Genomic DNA, 20476 nt, shown 5'->3' with positions numbered 1-20476 from the left:
GCTAGGGAAAGAGCACCCATTTGCCATTGGGGCAGAATTACCGTCACGGGGATCCAGAGACGCGACGGAACCCGTACGCCCGCAAATTGGTCCAGAGGAAGCCCTTGAAGATCAAGTCGCAGAGAATGAGTGAGGCAATCGGCGAGCGGCGCGTGCGCGTCGTCGTCGCCGAACGCAATCCGCTCGTCGTATCGGCGCTGCGCGAAATGCTGGAATGCGACGGGCGCTTCGAATTTTTCGGCTCCGTGCAAAGCGGCAAGCAACTCCTGGACCTGGCGGCAGAGCCGCAATTCGACGTCGCCGTCATCGGCTGGAAGCTCGCCGACATGGACGGCGCCGATGTTCTGGCCGAGATCCAGAGCCGCAGGCTCGACGTGCGGATCACGGTGTTTTCCAACGACCACGATATCGGCATCCTTAAGCAATGCGTGCGGCTCGGCGCGCATGGCTATTGCTTCCAGTTCGACGACCCGCCGATCATCTTCGAGACGATCCTGGCGGTTGCGCATGGCCGCATCTGCATCCCCTATATCGACATCAACAAGGTCAACGACACGCCGCTGTCGCAACTCACGGTTCGCGAGCGCGAACTGCTGGCGGTGCTTTCCGACGGTTGGACCAACCTTCAGATCGCAACGCGGACAGGGATTTCCGAGAACACGGTGAAGTACCACCTCAAGAATCTCTACGACAAGCTCGACGTCCGCAACCGGGCGATGGCTGTCGCGCTCTATTCGAGCGAAAGGCGCCGCAGTCAGGGCAGCCATTCGGGTAGGCCGACCGGGTAGGCTTTCCCCACCCGCGCGCGGCGAGATCTTACCCGGCAAGGTGTTGTTGCCGCCCGCCGTAAAAACGAGACTCCCCTCATCAATTTTGCTGGATCAGAGGAGAGTTCGCAGCATGGCCGGCTTCACCCATCTTTTCATTCCGGGGCCAACCAACATCCCCGAACAGGTCCGGCAAGCGATGAACCTTCCAATGGAGGACATGCGCGCCGCCTCGTTCCCCGATCTCACCCTGCCGCTGTTCGAGGACATCAAGAAAGTTTTCAAGAACGAAACCGGCCGCGTCTTCATCTATCCCTCGTCCGGCACCGGCGCCTGGGAAGCGGCGATGACCAATGTGCTCAGCCCCGGCGATCGTGTGCTGATGTCGCGCTTCGGCCAGTTCTCGCATTTGTGGGTCGACATGGCCGAACGTCTCGGTTTCGAGGTCGACGTGATCGACTGCGAATGGGGAACCGGCGTGCCGCTCGAGCTCTATGCGGAGCGGCTGAAGGCCGACAAGGCGCACCGCATCAAGGCGGTCTTCTGCACGCAGAACGAGACCGCCACCGGCGTCACCAGCGACGTCGCCGGCTGCCGCGCCGCGCTCGACGCGGCAAACCACCCGGCGCTGCTCTTTGTCGACGGCGTGTCGTCGATCGGCTCGATCGATTTCCGCCAGGAGGAATGGGGCGTCGACTGCGCCGTCAGCGGCTCGCAGAAAGGCTTCATGCTGCCTGCCGGTCTCGGCTTCCTGTCGGTAAGCAAGAAGGCGCTCGTCGCCTCGAGGACGGTTACCCACCGGCGCTGCTTCTTCTCCTTCGAGGACATGATCCGCGCCAATGACGCCGGCTATTTCCCCTACACGCCGGCGACGCAGCTGCTGCGCGGCCTGCGCGCCTCGCTTGACCTGATCGCCGACGAAGGGCTCGACAACATCTTCGCCCGCCACCATCGCCTGGCCGAAGGCGTGCGCAAGGCAGTCGACGCCTGGGGCCTGAAGCTTTGCGCCAAGGCGCCGAAATGGCATTCCGACACGGTCAGCGCCATCCTCGTGCCGGAAGGCATCGACAGCGGCGACGTCGTCAAACATGCCTACCAGAAGTACCAGACCTCGCTCGGCGGCGGCCTCAACAAGGTGTTCGGCAAGGTCTTCCGCATCGGCCACCTCGGCTGGCTGAACGAGGTGATGGTGCTGGCCTCGCTGTCCGCCGCCGAACTGGCGCTGCTCGACTGCGGCGTCAAGCTGGCGCCGGGCTCCGGCGTCGGAGCCGCGATCGCGCATTTCCGTCGCTCGCCTCAGTCCGCCATCGCCGAAGCCGCCTGATCCCGGAGCGCACCATGAGCCACACGATCAACCACCTGAAGAAACTGAGGCTGCAGCGCAGCGAACTGGCGGTTCCCGGTTCCAGCCCGGAGATGATCGACAAGGCGGCGAACAGCGCCGCCGACTTCATCTTCCTCGACATCGAAGATGCCGTCGCGCCGCCGGACAAGGAACGGGCTCGCAAGAACATCATCCAGGCGCTCAACGACATCGACTGGCGCGCCAAGGGCAAGACCGTCTCGGTGCGCATCAACGGCCTCGATACGCACTACATGTATCGCGACGTGGTCGACGTGATGGAACAGGCCGGCGACAGGCTGGATACGATTCTGGTGCCGAAGGTCGGCGTTCCAGCCGACCTCTACATGGTCGAGGCCATGGTCAACCAGATCGAGATGGCCAAGGGTTTCAAAACTCGAGTCGGCCTCGAAGCGCTGATCGAAACCGCGCTCGGCATGGCCAATGTCGAGGCCATCGCCGCCACGCCAGGCCGGCTGGAGGCAATGCATTTCGGCGTCGCCGACTATGCGGCCAGCTGCAAGGCGCGCACCGTCAATATCGGCGGGCTAAACCCCGATTACCCCGGCGACCAGTGGCATTTCGCTTTGTCGCGCATGACGGTCGCCTGCCGGGCCTACGGCCTGCGCGCCATCGACGGGCCGTTCGGCGATTTCTCGGATCCGGAGGGCTATATCGCCGGTGCAAAGCGCGCCGCCGCACTCGGCATAGAGGGCAAATGGGCGATCCACCCCTCGCAGATCGCGCTCGCCAACGACGTCTTCTCGCCTCCGGAAAAGGAGGTCACGCGCGCCAGGCGCATCCTCGAAGTGCTGAAGGAGGCCGAGGCAGCGGGCAAGGGAGCGGCCGCCCTCGACGGCAAGATGATCGACGCTGCGTCGGAGCGCATGGCGCGGAATGTTTTGGTGGTCAACGAAGCGATCGAACGCGCCAGCCAGCCGCGCTCCGCCGCGCATTGACGGTTACCGGGAGGACAAAATGGACATTCACGAATATCAGGCCAAGGAACTGCTCGCCCGGCATGGGGTCCATGTCCCGCGCGGCGGCCTCGCCTACAGCCCCGAGCAGGCGACCTATCGTGCCAGGGAAATCGGCGGCGGCAAATGGGTGCTGAAGGCGCAGGTTCATTCCGGCGCCCGCGGCAAGGCCGGCGGCATCAAGCTGTGCGCCAATGACGACGAGATCTCCAACGCGGCAGAAGCCATGCTCGGCCGCAAGCTGGTGACCCAGCAGACCGGGCCGCGCGGCAAGCTGATTTCGCGGCTCTACCTCGAGGAAGCCGTCGACATCGCGCAGGAGCTCTATGTCGGCTTCGTTCTCGACCGCAAGGAAGAGCGCGTCATGATCGTGGCGTCGGCCGCCGGCGGCATGGAGATCGAGGATATCGTCGAGCGGGCGCCGGATTCCATCATCCGCACCACCGTCGATCCCGGCGTCGGCATGCAGCGCTTCCAGGCGCGCGAGATCGCCTTCGGGCTCGGCCTCGACCAGAACCTGATCGGCAAGGCGACCGAAACCATCTTCAGCTGCTACCAGGTGTTCCGCGACTACGACGCCTCGATGCTGGAGATCAATCCGCTGGTGGTGACCCGCGACGGCAACCTCGTCGCGCTCGACGCCAAGATGTCGTTCGACGAGAACGCGCTGTTCAGGCGGCCGGAAATCTCCGAGCTGCGCGACAAGAGCCAGGAAGATCCGCGCGAGACCTTCGCCAGCGACCGCGGCCTCTCCTATGTCGGCCTCGACGGCAATATCGGCTGCATCATCAATGGCGCCGGCCTCGCCATGGCGACGATGGACATGATCAAGATCGCCGGCGGCGAACCGGCCAACTTCCTCGACATCGGCGGCGGCGCTTCGCCCGAGCGGGTGGCGAAATCGTTCCGCGCCGTGCTCGGCGACAAGAATGTCGAGACCATCCTCGTCAACATCTTCGCCGGCATCAACCGCTGCGACTGGGTCGCCGAGGGCGTCGTCAAGGCGATCCGCGAGGTCGGCGTCAACGTGCCGCTGGTGGTGCGGTTGGCCGGCACCAAGGTCGAGGAAGGGCGCCGCATCCTGGCCGATTCCGGCGAGGCGGTGATCGTCGCCGAAACACTTGCCGAAGCCGCCGAAAAAGCCGTCGCCGCCTGGCGCGCGGCCGCCAAGAAAAAAGCAAACTGAGGGTCGAGAAAATGGCAATCCTGCTCAACCGCAACACGCGGGTCATCGTCCAGGGCTTCACCGGCAAGATCGGCAGCTTCCATGCCGAGGACATGAAGCGCTATGGCACCAAACTTGTCGGCGGCGTCACGCCCGGCAAGGGCGGCCAGACGCATCTCGGCCTGCCGATCTTCAACACCGTCAAGGGCGCGGTGCGCGAGACCCGCGCCGAAGCCAGCATCGTCTTCGTGCCACCGCCCTTTGCCGCCGATTCCATCATGGAAGCCGCGGATGCCGGTATAAAGCTCTGCGTCTGCATCACCGACGGCATTCCCTCGCAGGACATGATGCAGGTCAAGCGCTACATGCTCCGCTACCGCTTCGAGGACCGCATGCGGCTGATCGGGCCGAACTGCGCCGGCGTGATCACGCCCGGACAGGCGCTGATGGGCATCATGCCCGGCAGCATCTATCTCCCCGGTCGCGTCGGCATCGTCGGCCGCTCGGGCACGCTGGGCTACGAGGCGGCCTCGCAGATGAAAGCGCTCGGCATCGGCGTCTCGACCAGCGTCGGCATTGGCGGCGATCCGATCAACGGCTCGTCCTTCAAGGACATGCTGAAGCTGTTCGAGCAGGATGACGACACCGACGCCGTGGTCATGATCGGCGAGATCGGCGGACCGCAGGAAGCCGAGGCAGCGATCTGGGCGCGCGACAATATGCGCAAGCCCTTGATCGCCTACATCGCCGGCCTTTCCGCACCGAAAGGCCGCCGCATGGGCCATGCCGGCGCGATCATCTCGGCCTTCGGCGAGTCGGCGCAGGAGAAAGTCGAAATCCTGAAAGAGGCCGGCGTCGTCATCGTGCCGACGCCGTCGTCGTTCGGCGAGGTCGTGGCCGAAACGCTGTCCCGGACGAAGAAGGCCGCGTGATAGCAGCGGCAACCGATGCGGACGGAATAGGAAAGCGGTTTGGAACAGAGCAGACCCATCAGATTTCGCGAGGACGAGCGCAGCCTTTTGTTGCGCTTGCTGCTTCAGGTCGCAAGCGCGCGCGAGCCCGAGATCGCCGCCGTTCTGAGCGGACGCAGGTCGCTTGTCTCCCTCGCCGCGGAGCAGCGCATTCCGGCGCTGCAGGCGAGCGGCGTATGGTTCCAGTTGCTGACAATTGCCGACGAATTGCTTGCCATGCGGGCGCGTCGCGAACTCGAACAAGGCGCGGGCGTCGACGAAGTGCCCGGATCCTTCGCCAGCGTGATCGCGCAGATGGCAGCGAACGGCCACTCGGCGGAGAAAGTCCAGGCGGCGCTCGACGAGCTTTGCGTCGGCCCGACCATGACCGCGCACCCGACGGAGGCCAAACGCGTTACGGTGCTGGAGATCCACCGCCGTATCTATCGCAAGCTGACCGAGCTCGACCAGCCGCGCTGGGCGCCGCGCGAACGCGACCTGTTGGTCGCCGATCTGGAGAGCGAGATCGAGCTTCTGTGGATGACGGGCGAGCTGCGACTGGAACGCCCGACGGTCGAACGCGAGATCGCCTGGGGCCTGCATTTCTTTCGCGAAGTCATCTTCGAGGCGACGCCGCAGCTCTATAGCAAGCTTCAAGGCGCCTTCGAGCGTCACTATCCGGGAGAGCCGGTCAGAATTCCCTCCTTCATGCGCTACGCGTCGTGGATCGGCGGCGACCGCGATGGCAATCCAAATGTGACGGCCGCAGTCACCGCCCATGCCATGGCCGAATATCGCAATACCGCCATAGGCTGGTATCTGACGCAGATGCAGCGGCTGGTGACGGTGCTCAGCGCCAGCTCGAACGTCATTGACCTGCCGGCCAGCTTCAGGCCGGTGCTGCAAACGGCGCTTGATAAAAGCGGTCAGGCGAACGTGATCGCCGCCCGCAACCCCGACGAACCGCTTCGCCAGTTCGCTTCGGCCTTGCTTGCCCGGCTGGTGGCCACGCGGGACGGCGGTGTGGCGGCGTACCTCTCGGCGGAGGCGTTTCGTGCTGATCTGAACGCGCTGACTTGCGTTCTCGAAGCGATCGGAGGGCGCGCGGTAGCCGGGCGTTTCGTCCAGCCTCTGCTTTGGCAAGTCGGAAGCTTCGGCTTCCGTACAGTCTCGCTCGACATCCGGCAGAACTCCACGGTCGTCAACAGGGTGCTGGCCGAACTCTTTGCGCTGACAAATCCCGCCGATCCGGTCGCAGTCGGCACGCCGCAATGGTCGGCGCGCATTCGCGCAGCCATCAGCCAGGGCGAGCGGCTGGAGATCGACGCAGACCGGCTCTCGCCTGAAGCAGGTGAACTGCTGTCGACATTCTCCGTCATCCGCGAGCACATCTCGAGCTCGGATGCCGACGCTGTCGGCTCTTTCGTTCTCAGCATGACCCGCTCGGCCGACGATCTGCTCGCGGTCTATCTGCTGGCGCAATATTGCGGACTTTCAACCGCGCCCGGTGGCGGCGGCACAATCAGGCTGCGGATCGTGCCATTGTTCGAGACCATCGCCGATCTACAGGCCGCCCCTGGCATCCTGAATGGATTGCTCGGCGTTTCGCTCGTGAGGCGGACGGTGCGGGATTTCGGCGCGCGCCAGGAAATCATGCTTGGCTATTCGGATTCCAACAAGGACGGCGGTTTCCTGGCCTCCAATTGGGAACTGGCAAAAGCGCAAAAGCGCCTCGCCGCCGTCGGCCGCAAGCACACCGTCAGGATCAGTTTCTTTCACGGTCGCGGCGGCTCCGTCAGCCGTGGCGGTGCGCCGACCGGCCGGGCGATCGCGGCACAGCCGCAAGGCACTGTCGCCAGAACCATGCGGGTGACGGAGCAGGGCGAGGTCGTATCGTCGAAATTCGCCAATCGCGGCACCGGCCTCCACCAGCTCGAGGTTCTCGCCGCCGGCGTGCTGGCCCACAGTGTCGGATCGCGCAGTGATGTCGAGCCGAAGGAAACGCCGGAGTTCGACGAAGCGCTGGAAGCGCTGGCAGGCATGTCGCAGGCATCCTATGCCAGGCTGATGGCTGAGCCCGGCTTCCTCGATTATTTCAACCAGGCGAGCCCGGTCGCGGAACTGGCGCTCCTGAAAATGGGCTCGAGGCCGGATCGCCGTTTCGGCGCCAGCGGCATTGCCGACCTGCGCGCCATTCCATGGGTGTTCGCCTGGAGCCAGAACCGTCATCTGTTGACCGGCTGGTATGGTATCGGCAGCGCACTCAGCTCATTCGTCGCGGTGCGCGGCGAGGCCGGGCGTGAACTTCTGGCTAGCATGTTCGAGCACTCGCGCTTCTTCCGGCTGATCGTCGACGAGGCCGAGAAGACGCTTTACCAGTCCGACATGGAGATCGCGCGGCTCTACGCCGGCCTGGTGGCCGACAGCGATGCGGCCCGACGAATCTACGCCCGCATCGCCGCCGAGTACGAGTTGACGCGACGCCTGATTGGTGACCTCACGGGAGGCGATCTTTCCGCGCGCTTCCCGATGTTCAAGCGACGTTTCGACAATCTGCGGCGACAGATGGACGACATTCATCGGCTGCAGGTCGATCTGCTGCGTGAAGTTCGGGCAAATACCGGCACGGCGAATCAAAAGCGGGCGACCGACGCCCTGCTTGTATCGATCAATTGCATCTCGGCTGGCCTTGGGTGGACGGGATAGGCCCGGTTTTCGTCAAGGTACCAACGCCACCTCGCGTCATCGTTCGAGGCTCATCGTCCACCGCGCGGACACGCTGGCGCGGACGAAGAAGGCTGCGCGATCCCCAAGGGCACACTGTCCTGCGGGCACCTGCAAAAGCGAAAACGGTAACGCGCCCATGTGGAGCGCCGCTTTCGTTTCGGTCCTCGCAAAAGCCAGGCGGCTGCATGTAGCCCCTGGCATGCCAATTGTGAGCTTAGCTGCTCCGATCCCGCAAGCTTGCCAGAAGCGAATTGTCAGGGATGTTCTGGTGCGGTCGAGAAGACTCGAACTTCCACGGGTTGCCCCACAGCGACCTCAACGCTGCGCGTCTACCAATTCCGCCACGACCGCACGTGGTAGGAGCCGGAACGAACCGGCTCGGGGCCTGTAGCAAATCGTTTCCGGCGAAACAAGTGCGCGGCGAGGAATAATCGCCGCGGATCGGTGCAATGCTCCACAGCCCCGGAAAATGCGGGGAACTGGACGTTTCGGCCGATTGCAGCCATATGAGGGGCTGATGCATGTCGCCCGAAAGTGCTGAGCGGTTTTGGGAATGCGACAGGCACAGGAAACTTCTGGAGCGCAGCTTCAACCAGGCACGCTTCAGACGAGATAGACCATGACAGAACGCAGCCAGATCGCCACGTCGTTCCTGCCTTTGCCCGGTTCCGCGCCGGTCGAATGGCGCGTCGAACCTGGCCTTACCGCCTATCCCGACGCGCTCGCGTTCATGGAGGCGCGCGCCGAGGCGATCCGCAGCGGTGCCGCCAGCGAGATAGTCTGGCTGGTCGAGCATCCGCCGCTCTACACGGCCGGCACCAGCGCCCGCATCGAGGATCTGATCGACCCCGGCAGCTTTCCGGTCTTTGCCGCCGGGCGCGGCGGCGAATACACCTATCACGGCCCGGGCCAGCGGGTCGCCTATGTGATGCTCGACCTGAAGCGCCGGCGCGAGGATGTCCGCGCCTTCGTCGCGGCGCTCGAGCAGTGGATCATCGGCACGCTCGCGGCCTTCAATGTGCGCGGTGAACGGCGCGAGGACCGCGTCGGCGTCTGGGTGGTGCGGCCGGATCGTCCGCCGCTTGCCGACGGGTCGCCGGCCGAGGACAAGATCGCCGCCATCGGCATCAGGCTGCGGCGCTGGGTAAGCTTTCACGGCATCGCCATCAATGTCGAGCCGGAGCTCGGCCATTTCAGCGGCATCGTGCCCTGCGGCGTTTCCGATCACGGCGTCACCAGCCTGGTCGACCTCGGCCTTCCCGTCACGATTGCCGACCTCGACCTGGCGCTGAAGTCCGCCTTCGAGGAGGTGTTCGGCCCGGCCACGATCTTGGGCGTCGAAGCGGCCCGCAAGGCCGGCTGACGTTTTCCCTGGAGCAGTTCCAGGGAAAGTGCGTAGCGGTTTTCCGTCCGGAATTGCGTAAAAACAAAAGGTTAGAGCGGTTCAACGAACCGCTCTGGAGCAGCGGCTCAGGCCAGCAGCGCGGACGCCCACAGGACGCCATAGCCGTGGATGGCGAACACCGCCAGCAGCGCGCCGGCCATGGCGAAACGGTCGAAGGCGCGGATCGGCTTCAGCTCATGGCGCGGCTTCACCGCACTGCCCATGGTCAGCAGGCTGAGCGCGGAAAAGACGGCGCCGGCCGCAAGCAGGAAACCGGATGAGAAGCCGGCGCGCCAGCCGAGTGCCAGCAAGGCCGAGAGCAGGAAAAACGATGCCAGCGCCAGCGCGAGCGGACCAGGGCAGATCTGGCGCAGCACCTGACCGCCGTCGAATTTCCACACCGGCACCAGATTGGCGATGTTGAAGAGCGCCGAGCAGCCGGCAAGCGTGGCCAGCAGCGCCGCGGCGAGATAATGCCCCTCGCCCCTGGCAAACCCGCTGGCGGCGATCAGCACCGGCACCAGGAAGGCGGAAAACCCGGCGCCCATCAGCGCCACGAAGGCGACTTCGAACCGGCTGTCATAAGGCCTGCCGCCAATGGCGATGCCGCCGAGCAGCGGGATGAAGATCATCCGCGCCTTGCGATGCCCCATCAGCCGGAATGCCGCCATATGGCCGAGCTCATGCAGGGCCACCACGGAGGTCAGGATCGCGGCCAGCGCCAAGCCGCCGAGGTTGAGCCCGAAGAACGGCCACAGGATGAAAGCCGAAAGGATGGCGAAGCCGACCTGGCTGAGCGGATGCTCGAACCAGCCGCCTTTGCGATACTGTCCGGTCCTGGCCCATTTCTGCAGCTTGCCGAGTTCACGCCGCATGGCGAAATAGCGGAAGACCAGAAAGGCGACGCCGCGATAGCGATCGGTCTGACTAAGGACAATCCGCGTTCTGCTCCCCTCGGAAACGAGTTCCGTGGTTTCGCGATAATCGGCCCAGAAGGACGCGTCGAGCGATGCGTCATCGAGGACCCGCATGGAAAAGCGACTCCCTTCCGCGACATCCTCGAGCATGACCTTGCGCTCGATCGGCTGCCCGTCGCGTCCTTCCCAGGACAGCCTGATCCGGGCCGTGCCCTGCCCGTCAAGCGCCTCGGCGGAGATGATCTCGCCCGACCAGCCGGCATCCTTGCCAAGCGGCCACAGCGCCTGCCAGAGGCGGTGGCGGTCCGCCGCCACCAGCCGGCTGAGCCTGACCGTGCGCAGCCCGAGCGGCACGGTCATCAGCAGAAAGATCAGTCCAAGATTGCTGGCCACCAGGATGGCCATGACGATGGGCGACACGTGACGCTACTCCCTGCCTTTGAGGAAACCTAGCGTTGGGGACGGCAAGAAAGGCTTAACGGCGAGACCCCATTCTCGCCTGCCGGAAAAACCGCGCCAGCATGTCGGTGAAGGACCTGGCTCAACGCTGACGCCCCCCTCTCCCCGTTCTTCACGGGGAGAGGGTAAGGGTGAGGGGCAGCGCAACGGGTCAAGGACATGTCTCCCCATAACCTCTGGCGGCAATAAATCGAAGATCATGCGTTTCGATACAGTGTTCGAGGCGGCCCTCAATCGCAGCCAGTATGGTTTCGAGCACTTCCTCCCGGCCCTTCAAGACGTCAACATTCCAAAAGCGGATGACGGACCAATCATTTGAAACCATGAAGCGATCCCTGATCTGGTCATACTTGTTGTCGGCATGCTGACTGCCATCGACCTCGACGACCAGCTGGCATTCCCTGCAGGCAAAATCAGCAAAGTAACTGCCTATCGGAAACTGCCGCACGAATTTGTGGCCGTTCAGTCTGCGGCCGCGCAGTTCGAGCCAAAGTGCGCTTTCGGCGTCGTTGTCCGACTGGCGCAAGCGTCTTGCCCGCTTCGTTGTCTCGATTTCCGGTCCACGCATGCGCTGCCCCTCACCCTTACCCTCTCCCCGTGAAGAACGGGGAGAGGGGGGCGTCAGCGTTGGCGCACATCTTTAGCCCCCTCCTCACATGGCTCCGATCCAGATCGCCATGGAAATCAGAAACGTGCTCATGCACACGAGCGACACAACATCCTGAACAAGATCGGTCATAACTCTCTCCAGTTGTTAGTATGTTCGTATTTTGTTCTATTTTTGTTCGAATGTCAACGGCCGGAATCCGAGCCAGCGACGGAATTCTCCGGCGATCAGATCGGCACGGTTAAGGAAAGGTTGACGGGTGCCAGTTGCCCGGACTGCGGACCACCAGCCTTGGCGATGAGCCAGGGTGCGTTGAGATTCAGGTCAGGCTGAGCCGAGGATGGTGGGTCCGAAAACCGGAATCGAGCGTACTTGAAGTACACCGGAAGCGCAGGAGCCCGCCTTTCGCAGGCCGGCCTCACCTGAATATCAATGTACCCTAAAGCGGGACGACCTTGCCCTCGGCCAACGTCACCCGCCGGTCCATGCGCGATGCCAGCTGGTGGTTGTGGGTGGCGATCAGCGCCGCCAGGCCCGATTGCCGAACCAGTGCTTCCAGCGCCTCGAACACATAGGAAGCGGTGACCGGGTCGAGGTTGCCGGTCGGCTCGTCGGCCAGAAGCACCAGCGGCGCATTGGCGACGGCGCGCGCGATGGCGACGCGCTGCTGTTCGCCGCCGGAGAGCTCCGACGGGCGGTGATGCGCGCGCTTGCCGATCTGCATATAGTCGAGCAGCTGCGCCGCCCGCTCGGCAGCCTCCTTGCGCGACAGCCCTTTGATCAGCTGCGGCATCATGATGTTCTCCAGGGCGGAAAACTCCGGCAGCAAATGATGGAACTGATAGACGAAGCCGACATCGTTGCGGCGGATCGCCGTGCGCTCCTCGTCGGAAAGCCGGCCGCAGGCGCGCCCGGCAAGGATCACGTCGCCGGCGTCGGGCCGCTCCAGCAGACCCGCCGTGTGCAGCAATGTCGACTTGCCGGTGCCCGACGGCGCAACCAGCGCCACCATCTCGCCGCGCTTCAGGGAAAAATCGGCGCCATTGAGAATGGTGAGCTTGCGCGGTCCCTGGACATAGTGCCGCTCGACGCTCTTCAGCTCGATAAGGGTCTCGGCCTTCATTCGTACCTCAAGGCTTCGACCGGATCGAGCCGTGCTGCCCGCCATGCCGGAAACACCGTTGCCAGGAAGGAGAGCACGAGCGCCATGATGACAACATAAGTCGTCTCGCGCAGATCCATCTTCGCCGGCAGCTGGCTGAGGAAATAGAGTTCAGGATTGAACAGGATCCTGCCGGTCATCCAGGAGAAGAACTGGCGGATCGATTCGATGTTGGTGCAGATGACGATGCCGAGCAGCACGCCGGCAATGGTGCCGGTGACACCGATCGCCGCCCCCGTCATCAGGAAGATGCGCAGGATGGCGCCGCGCGAAGCCCCCATCGTGCGCAGGATGGCGATGTCGTGCCCCTTGTCCTTCACCAGCATGATCAGGCCCGAAATGATGTTGAGCGCCGCCACCAGCACGATCAGCGTCAGGATCATGAACATGACGTTGCGCTCGACCTGGAGCGCCGAGAAGAACGTCTCGTTGCGCTGGCGCCAGTCGACGATGTCGATCGGCCGCTGCGCCGCCTGCTCGACCAGCGGCTTCAGTGCATCGACATCGTCGGGATTGTCGACATAGATCTCGATCGTCTGCGCCCGTCCGTCCAAGTTGAAATAGAGCTGCGCTTCGGAAAACGGCATGTAGACGATGGAGCTGTCATATTCCGACATGCCGACTTCGAAGATCGCCGCGATCTTGTAGCCCTTCATGCGCGGTGTCGTGCCGAGCGGCGTCACATCGCCGTCGGGCGAGATCAGCGTGATGGTGTCGCCGAGCACAAGGCCGAGGTTCTCGGCCATGCGCTTGCCTATGGCCACGCCCTCGCCGCCGTCGAAGCCGTCAAGCGTGCCCTGCTTGATGTTGCTTGCCACGATCGAGATCTTGGCTAGGTCGTCACCGCGTATGCCGCGCACCAGCGCCCCGGTGCCGCCGCCGACATTGCCTTGCGCCAGAACCTGCCCGTCGATCAGCGGAATGGCGTATTTGATGCCGGGCACGCCGTTGATGCGGCCGGCGACCTGCGCATAGTCCTCAAGCGGCGAGTCCAGCGGCTGCACGATCAGATGGCCGTTGACGCCAAGGATGCGCGTCAGAAGTTCGGCTCTGAACCCGTTCATCACGGCCATGACGACGATCAAGGTCGCGACACCAAGCATGATGCCGAGGAAAGAGATTGAGGCGATGACCGAGATCACCGTCTCCTTGCGCCGTGAGCGCAGATAGCGCCACGCCACCATGCGCTCGAACACCGAAAAGGCGCCGGCGGCCGGGGCCTTGGCTGCAGCCGTTTCGCTCATGCGGCGATACCCAAGCGCTTTCTCGCCTCGGCGATTGGCAGCGTCTCGCGCTCGCCGGTCCTGCGGTTCTTGATCTCGACCTCGCCGGCGGCCACGCCGCGCGGTCCGACGATCACCTGCCACGGCAGGCCGATCAGGTCGGCGGTGGCGAACTTGCCGCCCGGCCGCTGGTCGGTGTCGTCGTAGAGCACGTCCTTGCCGGCAGCGGTGAGCGCTGCATAGAGTTCGCCGCTGACGCGGTCGCAATCGGCGTCGCCAACCTTCATGTTGATGAGGCCGATATCGAACGGCGCCACCGCTTCCGGCCAGATGATGCCGTTGTCGTCATGGCTCGCCTCGATGATCGCCGCGACCAGGCGCGAGGGCCCGATACCATAGGAGCCGCCGGAAGCGAAATGATCCTTGCCGTCCGGCCCGGTCACCTTGGCGCCCATCGGCTTCGAATATTTGTCGCCGAAATGGAAGATATGGCCGACCTCGATGCCGCGCGCCGAGAGCCTGTCACCGTCGCCGACCTTCTCCCAGGCCGCCTCGTCATGCATCTCGTCGGTGGCGGCGTAGGGCGTCGTCCATGTCTTGACGATGTCGGCGATCTCGGCGTCATTCGAAAAGTCGGTATTCGCCCCCGGCACATCCAGCGAAAGATAGTCGCGATGGCAATAGACCTGGCTCTCGCCGGTATCGGCCAGGATGATGAATTCATGGCTGAGATCGCCGCCGATCGGACCGGTGTCGGCGCGCATCGGGATCGCCTGCAGGCCCATGCGCGTGAACGTCCTGAGATAGGACACGAACATCCGGTTATAGGCCGCCTTGGCGCCCTCATAGTTGAGGTCGAAGGAATAGGCGTCCTTCATCAGGAATTCGCGCGAACGCATGACGCCGAAGCGCGGCCGCACCTCGTCGCGGAACTTCCACTGGATGTGGTAGAGGTTGAGCGGCAGATCCTTGTAGGACTTCACATAGGCGCGGAAGATCTCGGTGACCATCTCCTCATTGGTCGGGCCGTAGAGCATGTCGCGCTCCTGCCGGTCCTTGATGCGCAGCATCTCCTTGCCGTAGTCGTCGTAGCGGCCGCTTTCGCGCCACAGCTCGGCCGACTGGATGGTCGGCATCAGGATCTCCAGCGCCCCTGCCCGATCCTGTTCCTCGCGGATGATACGGCAGACCTTGTCCAGCACCCGCTTGCCGAGCGGCAGCCAGGAAAAGCTGCCTTGCCCCTGCTGGCGGATCATGCCGGCGCGCAGCATCAGCCGGTGCGAGACGATCTCGGCCTCGCGCGGATTTTCTTTGAGAATAGGCAGGAAATAGCGCGACAAACGCATGGACTGGTCCGTGAGAGAGGATGGCCGCGCCGGAATCGGCGCAACGCAGGCTGCTTGCCCCGGCTTCATAGCTATTTCATGACAGAATGGAAACCCGAGCTGCCGCATCGGCCCGCAATCGGGAATCGATTTTTTGCTGCGCTGGCCTCGCGGTTCGGAAGCGCGATGCGGAGATGGAAAGCGTTGGAGCGCCCTTGCCGCAGCCAAAGATGCGCGGCGCTCCAGGCCGCGGCAATGTTGCGCCGGCTGCGTTGATCGATTTACAAGCAAGGCCTGCCACACTATTGTGCAGTGCAGCACGATATTGCCTGTTTCGGGGCAAAATTCTTCGTGACATTTTCATCTGCCTTAGGCTAGTGTGCCCCGATAACCGAGAGGGCAGAGAAAAATCTGCTCTCCTACGCGGTCAAAGTCTTGGGAGGATGCGATCTAGGCGCGGTTACTCGCTGCCGCCGGACACCGGAAACAGATCGGACGCGTTTAAATTGCAAGGCCTTGTGCCTTGCATTTTTTTTGTGCAAACATCTGCTTAGAGCAAACAGCTCTCAAATCGCATGACGTAGCGTCAGTGCGCCGGCTTACAATCCTGGGCCGGTTGCCCCTGGCCGGGGTCGATGCCCGCCCGCCTGTCACGAAACTGTCGTCCAAGGCCTATTGTGACGGCGTCTGCGCAGCTTCCGGGATAATGTGCGGAACTTCGTCGAGGCTGAGCCCCAGCCCTCTGGTCAGGCCGTAGAAAATACCCATCAGCACAGCGGTGGCGATCGTCGTTCTGATCACGGCGCGCAGCATGTGCGGCCCGCGCGGCGCGCTTGAAACCGTCCCCAGCGTCACATCATGGTCGTCGTCCTGCGTCTTCACGCTGAACGGCAGCACGGCGAACAACACCACCCACCAGGTGGCGAAGAACAAAGCGGTGAATGAAACCCAGCTCATGCTTGCTCCAATTCGACCAGCGTGCCGAAAAAGTCCTTGGGATGCAGGAACAACACCGGCTTGCCATGCGCGCCGGTTTTTGGGTTGCCGTCGCCAAGCACGCGCGCGCCGCTGGCCTGCAGACTGTCGCGCGCCGCCAGAATGTCGTCCACCTCATAGCACACATGATGCATGCCGCCCGACGGGTTTTTCTCCAGGAATGCCGCGATCGGCGAGCCCGCGCCCAGCGGCTCCAGCAACTCGATCTTGGTGTTGCCGACATCGACGAACACGACCGTCACGCCATGTTCCGGCAGCGCCTGTGGCGCACTCACGTTGGCGCCAAGCGTGTCGCGATAAGCGGCCGTCGCCGCGGCCAGATCCGGCACGGCAAGCGCGACATGGTTCAGGCGTCCAAGCATGCAAGGCTCCAAGGCAGTAGTCAGTTGTGAATGGTGAATGGTGAATGGTGAATGGTGAATGGTACGCCTGGCGCCAAGCAGTGAACGACGCAACCCAATATTCAATATTCACTATTCACTATTCACTATTCACCATTCACTACTCACTCATCTCGTGACAAACACCGTCACCAACGGCTTCTTGCCCCAGGCTTCGTTGGCGGCGCCGCGCACGGCACGGCGCACCGCCTCTTGCACGAGGTCGAGGTCTTTTCGGCGCTGGCGGGGGATGGAGTCCACCGCGCCGACTGCCGCATCGAGCATCAGGTCTTCCAGCGTTTCGCCGCTGGCGTCGGCCTCGGCGACACCGATGGCGACCAGGTCGGGATCACCAGCCAGTTCATATTTGTCGTCGAGCACGACATTGACCGCAACATGGCCGGCAAAGGATAGCTTGCGCCGGTCGCGGATGCCCATCGCCTGGTCGGTGCCTATCAGGCGGCCGTCCTTGTAGATGCGGCCGAACGGCACCTGGTCGACGATCGTGGCAGCACCGGGATAGAGCCTGAGCACATCGCCGTCGCGCACCTGCGCCACCTGGCCGATGCCGGACATCGACATCAGCGATCCCTGCGCCACCAGATGCGCCGCTTCGCCATGCACCGGCACGCCGATCTGCGGCCGCACCCATTCATACATCTTGCGCAATTCGCTGCGGCGCGGATGTCCCGAGACATGCACCAGCGCGTCGCCATCCTCGATGATCTTCATGCCGAGGTCGATGAGGCGGTTCTTGATCTCGAGGATCGCCTTCTCGTTGCCGGGAATGGTGCGCGAGGAAAACACCACCGTGTCGCCTGCCGTCAGCGACACCGACTTCATCTCGTCGCGCGACAGCTTGGCAAGTGCGGCCAGCGGCTCGCCCTGGCTGCCGGTGCAGATGATGACCAGGTTCTCGCGCGGGATGAAACCGTAATCCTCCTCGGCGATGAACTCCGGCAGCCCGTCCATGTAGCCGAGCTCGCCTGCGACATCGATGACGCGCTTCAGCGAGCGGCCGAGAACCAGACACTGGCGGCCGGCATCGCGCGCCGCCTTGGCGATGGAGACGATGCGCCCGACATTGGACGAGAAGGTGGTCACCGCGACGCGGCCCTTGGCGCTTTGGATGACGCCCTTGAGCCCCTCGCCGACCGCCACTTCCGACGGCGACTCGCCTTCCCGCAGCGCATTGGTGGAATCGCAGATCAGCGCCAGCACGCCCTTGTCGCCATAGGCGCGGAAGCGCGCCTCGTCGGTCTTCGGCCCGATGGTCGGCTCCGGATCGATCTTCCAGTCGCCGGTGTGGATGACGGTGCCGGCCGGCGTTGTGATCGCCAGCGACATCGGTTCGGGAATGGAGTGAGCGACGGGTATGGCCTCGATCTCGAACGGACCGACGCTGAATGTCTCGCCCGCCCGGTAGATCGTCAGCGGGATCTTCGGCGCGCCCTGCTCGCCTTGCCGCTTGGCTTCCAGCAGGCCGGCGCTGAACGGCGTCATCCAGACCGGCGCCTTCAGCTTCGGCCACAGATCGAGCAGCGCGCCGTAATGGTCTTCATGCGCATGGGTGATGACGATGCCGCGCAGGCTGTCGAGGTTCTCCTCGATGAAGCGCGTATCGGGCAGGATCAGGTCGACGCCCGGATGCGCGGCATCCGGGAAGGTGACGCCGACATCGACGACGATCCACTCGCGCGCATTGGCCGGCCCGTAGCCGTAGAGGGCGAAGTTCATGCCGATCTCGCCGACGCCGCCAAGCGGCACGAAGACGAGTTCGGCGTTTTCCGCTTTCGCCATGATATTCCCTTCCTGGCCGGTCAAAACGCTGCCGACGCAACGGCACCGAAATGCACGTCGCCGGCGGCGATCGTCACAACAGTCCCCTCATCGTCGCGGATCACGAAACGACAGTCCTCGTCAATGGTCTCGAACGTCCCGCGCACCACATTGCCGTCAATTCTGACAGCAACCTGGCTGCCCAGGCCCGCTGCCCGCGCCAGCCAGCGCTGCCGGATCGCCGACAATCCGCGCCCCTCGCTCCACAGCCGGGCGTTCTCGCTCCACGCGTCCGACAGCGCCAGGAACAAGGTCTCGGCATCGCAGGACGCCCCCAATGTTCTGAGCGATGTCGCGGGATAAGGCAAATCCTCGGGGTATGCCACCACATTGACGCCGATGCCGACCGCCACCGCGAAGCGGCCGCCTTCGAGGATCGCCGATTCCAGCAGGATGCCGGCAAGCTTGGCACCGGAAGCGAGCACGTCGTTCGGCCATTTCAGCTCGAAGCGGTTCTTCCCCTGGCTTGCGCCGTCGAGACCGATCGCGATCCTGCCTTGCGGCACGACGGCGTCGAGCGCGTCGGCCAGCGCCAGTCCGGCGACGAAGCCGAGCGTCGCGGCAAGCCGAAGCTCGCCGCCGGTGACGACGAGCAGCGTCGCCGCCAGATTGCCTTCGGGCGTTGCCCAGACGCGGCCGCGCCGACCCCGCCCGCTTTCCTGTTGCTTGGAGACGACCCAGAGCTTTCCCGGATCGCCCGCCCGCGCATGGGCAAGCGCCAGCGCATTGGTCGAACCGACCGTGTCATGTGCCTCGAGCCGGAAGCCTTCCGACGCTGCGGTTGGAGCCAGCCGAAATGCCATCCCGTCAGAAGAATGTCTTGGCGGCGGCTTCGGCATAGGTGCCGATCGGCCCGCCGATCAGCACATAGAACAGCACGAACGCGCCGGAGACGCCGAGCACGAGGCGCAGTTCGCTCGCCATCGGCACGAAGCCGCCGACCGGCTCGTCGAACCACATGATCTTGATGATGCGCAGGTAATAGTAAGCGCCCACCACCGAGGCCAGCACACCGATGATCGCCAGCGCATAGAGGTTGGCGTTGATGGCGGCGAGGAAGACGTACCACTTCCCCCAAAACCCGGCGAGCGGCGGGATGCCGGCCAGCGAGAACATCAGGATGGTGAGGATCGTCGCCATGACCGGGTTGGTCGACGACAGTCCGGCGAGATCGCCGATCTGTTCGACATTGCCTTCCTTGCGCCGCATGGCGAGGATGAAGGCGAAGGTGCCGAGCGTCATCACCAGGTAGATCAGCATGTAGATGGCGACGCCGCGCACACCGGCCTGGCTGTTGGCGGCAAGGCCGACCAGCGCGTAGCCCATATGACCGATCGAGGAGTAGGCCATCAGCCGCTTGATGTTGGTCTGGCCGATCGCCGCGAAGGCACCGAGCGCCATCGAGGCGATCGAGATGAAGACGATGATCTGCTGCCAGTCGGAAGCGATCGGCTTGAAGGCGCCCATGGTGACGCGCACGATCAGCGCCATCGCCGCCATCTTCGGCGCCGCCGCCAGGAAGGCCGTCACCGGGGTCGGCGCGCCTTCATAGACGTCCGGCGTCCACATATGGAACGGCACCGCCGAGATCTTGAAGGCAAGGCCGGCCAGCACGAAGACCAGACCGAAGACGAGGCCAAGCTGGCGCTCGCCGCTGCCGAGCGCGATGGCGATCTCCTGGAAGCCGGTGTTGCCGGTGTAGCCGTAGACGAGGCTGATGCCGTAGAGCAGCATGCCCGACGACAGCGCGCCGAGGACGAAATACTTCAGACCGGCCTCGGTCGAGCGCAGATTGTCGCGATTGATCGCCGCCAGCACGTAGATCGCCAGCGATTGCAGTTCGAGGCCGAGATAGAGCCCGATCATGCCGTTGGCCGAGATCATCAGCATCATGCCGAGCGTGCAGAGCAGAATCAGCACCGGATATTCGAACTTGTCGAAATGCTCTTGCTTGGCGAAGCGCATCGACATGACCAGGGTCACCGCCGAACCGATCAGCGACAGCATCTTCATGAAGCGCGCAAACGGATCCTGGACGAAGGCACTGCCATAGGCGGTACCCTGCCCGCTGGACGTGACGAGCCATAGTCCGGCAATCACCAGGATGGCAACGGCAAGGCCCGTCACCGTGTTGGTACTGTCGGAGCGCGAATAGGCGCCCACCATCAAGAGCGCCAGCGCGCCGACGGCGAGGATCAGCTCCGGCGTCGAGAGCGAAAGGCTGGAGAGAAGGTCCGGCGTCATGGTTCGCAAAAC

Annotated in this window: 17 protein-coding genes and 1 tRNA gene; 7 read left to right on the top strand and 11 right to left on the bottom strand. The window is 63.8% G+C overall.

What is annotated here, in order from left to right:
* The first annotated feature begins 125 nt into the window (after window positions 1–125).
* From AC04SI_RS04610 to AC04SI_RS04585, 6 genes are all read left to right on the top strand, one after another.
* Complete coding sequence (locus AC04SI_RS04610) at window positions 126–788, top strand: LuxR C-terminal-related transcriptional regulator (protein ID WP_404275745.1); 663 nt, start codon at window positions 126–128, stop codon at window positions 786–788.
* 112 nt (window positions 789–900) lie between these two features.
* Window positions 901–2091, top strand: coding sequence for an aminotransferase class V-fold PLP-dependent enzyme (locus AC04SI_RS04605; RefSeq protein ID WP_404275742.1), 1191 nt, complete (start codon window positions 901–903; stop codon window positions 2089–2091).
* 14 nt (window positions 2092–2105) lie between these two features.
* The gene (locus AC04SI_RS04600; RefSeq protein WP_488473961.1) at window positions 2106–3068 is read left to right on the top strand and encodes an HpcH/HpaI aldolase/citrate lyase family protein; all 963 of its coding nucleotides are present in this window, start codon (window positions 2106–2108) and stop codon (window positions 3066–3068) included.
* A gap of 19 nt (window positions 3069–3087) precedes the next feature.
* Window positions 3088–4272 carry a malate--CoA ligase subunit beta gene (locus tag AC04SI_RS04595; protein ID WP_404275739.1) on the top strand — a complete coding sequence of 395 codons (1185 nt, stop codon included), beginning with the start codon at window positions 3088–3090 and terminating at the stop codon, window positions 4270–4272.
* An 11-nt stretch (window positions 4273–4283) separates the two neighbouring features.
* Entirely contained in the window at window positions 4284–5183 is a 900-nt protein-coding gene (gene sucD, locus AC04SI_RS04590) for a succinate--CoA ligase subunit alpha (protein WP_404275737.1), read from the top strand.
* Between the two features lie 39 nt (window positions 5184–5222).
* Window positions 5223–7907, top strand: coding sequence for a phosphoenolpyruvate carboxylase (locus tag AC04SI_RS04585; protein WP_404275735.1), 2685 nt, complete (start codon window positions 5223–5225; stop codon window positions 7905–7907).
* Between the two features lie 287 nt (window positions 7908–8194).
* On the opposite strand, the gene AC04SI_RS04580 is transcribed toward AC04SI_RS04585, so the two are convergent.
* Window positions 8195–8279: transfer RNA gene (locus AC04SI_RS04580), tRNA-Leu, on the bottom strand.
* A gap of 268 nt (window positions 8280–8547) precedes the next feature.
* On the opposite strand from AC04SI_RS04580, the gene lipB reads away from it, so the two are divergent.
* Window positions 8548–9291: a lipoyl(octanoyl) transferase LipB gene (lipB, locus tag AC04SI_RS04575; RefSeq protein WP_404275734.1), complete on the top strand. Its 744-nt coding sequence runs from the start codon at window positions 8548–8550 to the stop codon at window positions 9289–9291.
* A 107-nt stretch (window positions 9292–9398) separates the two neighbouring features.
* Here lipB and AC04SI_RS04570 read toward each other — a convergent pair whose 3' ends face one another.
* From AC04SI_RS04570 to nuoN, 10 genes are all read right to left on the bottom strand, one after another.
* Window positions 9399–10649 carry a zinc metalloprotease gene (locus AC04SI_RS04570; RefSeq protein ID WP_404275732.1) on the bottom strand — a complete coding sequence of 417 codons (1251 nt, stop codon included), beginning with the start codon at window positions 10647–10649 and terminating at the stop codon, window positions 9399–9401.
* Window positions 10650–10839: 190 nt separating this feature from the next.
* Complete coding sequence (locus AC04SI_RS04565) at window positions 10840–11256, bottom strand: endonuclease domain-containing protein (protein ID WP_404275730.1); 417 nt, start codon at window positions 11254–11256, stop codon at window positions 10840–10842.
* A 478-nt stretch (window positions 11257–11734) separates the two neighbouring features.
* The gene (locus AC04SI_RS04560) at window positions 11735–12418 is read right to left on the bottom strand and encodes an ABC transporter ATP-binding protein (protein WP_192180977.1); all 684 of its coding nucleotides are present in this window, start codon (window positions 12416–12418) and stop codon (window positions 11735–11737) included.
* Window positions 12415–13701 (bottom strand): lipoprotein-releasing ABC transporter permease subunit, encoded by a 1287-nt coding sequence (locus AC04SI_RS04555; protein WP_404275727.1) that lies wholly within the window; start codon window positions 13699–13701, stop codon window positions 12415–12417. The genes AC04SI_RS04560 and AC04SI_RS04555 overlap by 4 nt, the downstream gene beginning before the upstream one ends.
* Entirely contained in the window at window positions 13698–15026 is a 1329-nt protein-coding gene (gene proS / locus AC04SI_RS04550; protein WP_404275725.1) for a proline--tRNA ligase, read from the bottom strand. Before proS ends, AC04SI_RS04555 begins: the two co-directional genes overlap by 4 nt.
* A 651-nt stretch (window positions 15027–15677) precedes the next feature.
* Entirely contained in the window at window positions 15678–15962 is a 285-nt protein-coding gene (locus AC04SI_RS04545; protein WP_192180974.1) for a DUF1467 family protein, read from the bottom strand.
* Window positions 15959–16363 carry a methylmalonyl-CoA epimerase gene (gene mce, locus AC04SI_RS04540; protein WP_404275723.1) on the bottom strand — a complete coding sequence of 135 codons (405 nt, stop codon included), beginning with the start codon at window positions 16361–16363 and terminating at the stop codon, window positions 15959–15961. The genes AC04SI_RS04545 and mce overlap by 4 nt, the downstream gene beginning before the upstream one ends.
* Before the next feature lie 147 nt (window positions 16364–16510).
* Window positions 16511–18181, bottom strand: coding sequence for a ribonuclease J (locus tag AC04SI_RS04535; protein ID WP_404275721.1), 1671 nt, complete (start codon window positions 18179–18181; stop codon window positions 16511–16513).
* A gap of 20 nt (window positions 18182–18201) precedes the next feature.
* Window positions 18202–19023: a biotin--[acetyl-CoA-carboxylase] ligase gene (locus AC04SI_RS04530; RefSeq protein ID WP_404275719.1), complete on the bottom strand. Its 822-nt coding sequence runs from the start codon at window positions 19021–19023 to the stop codon at window positions 18202–18204.
* Between the two features lie 4 nt (window positions 19024–19027).
* The gene (gene nuoN, locus AC04SI_RS04525) at window positions 19028–20464 is read right to left on the bottom strand and encodes an NADH-quinone oxidoreductase subunit NuoN (protein ID WP_404275717.1); all 1437 of its coding nucleotides are present in this window, start codon (window positions 20462–20464) and stop codon (window positions 19028–19030) included.
* Between the last annotated feature and the right edge of the window lie 12 nt (window positions 20465–20476).

It is taken from the genome of Mesorhizobium sp. CNPSo 4689 (genome assembly GCF_057784325.1).
Note: the sequence above shows the minus strand (reverse complement) of the source record. Positions and strands in the feature narration are given on the sequence as shown.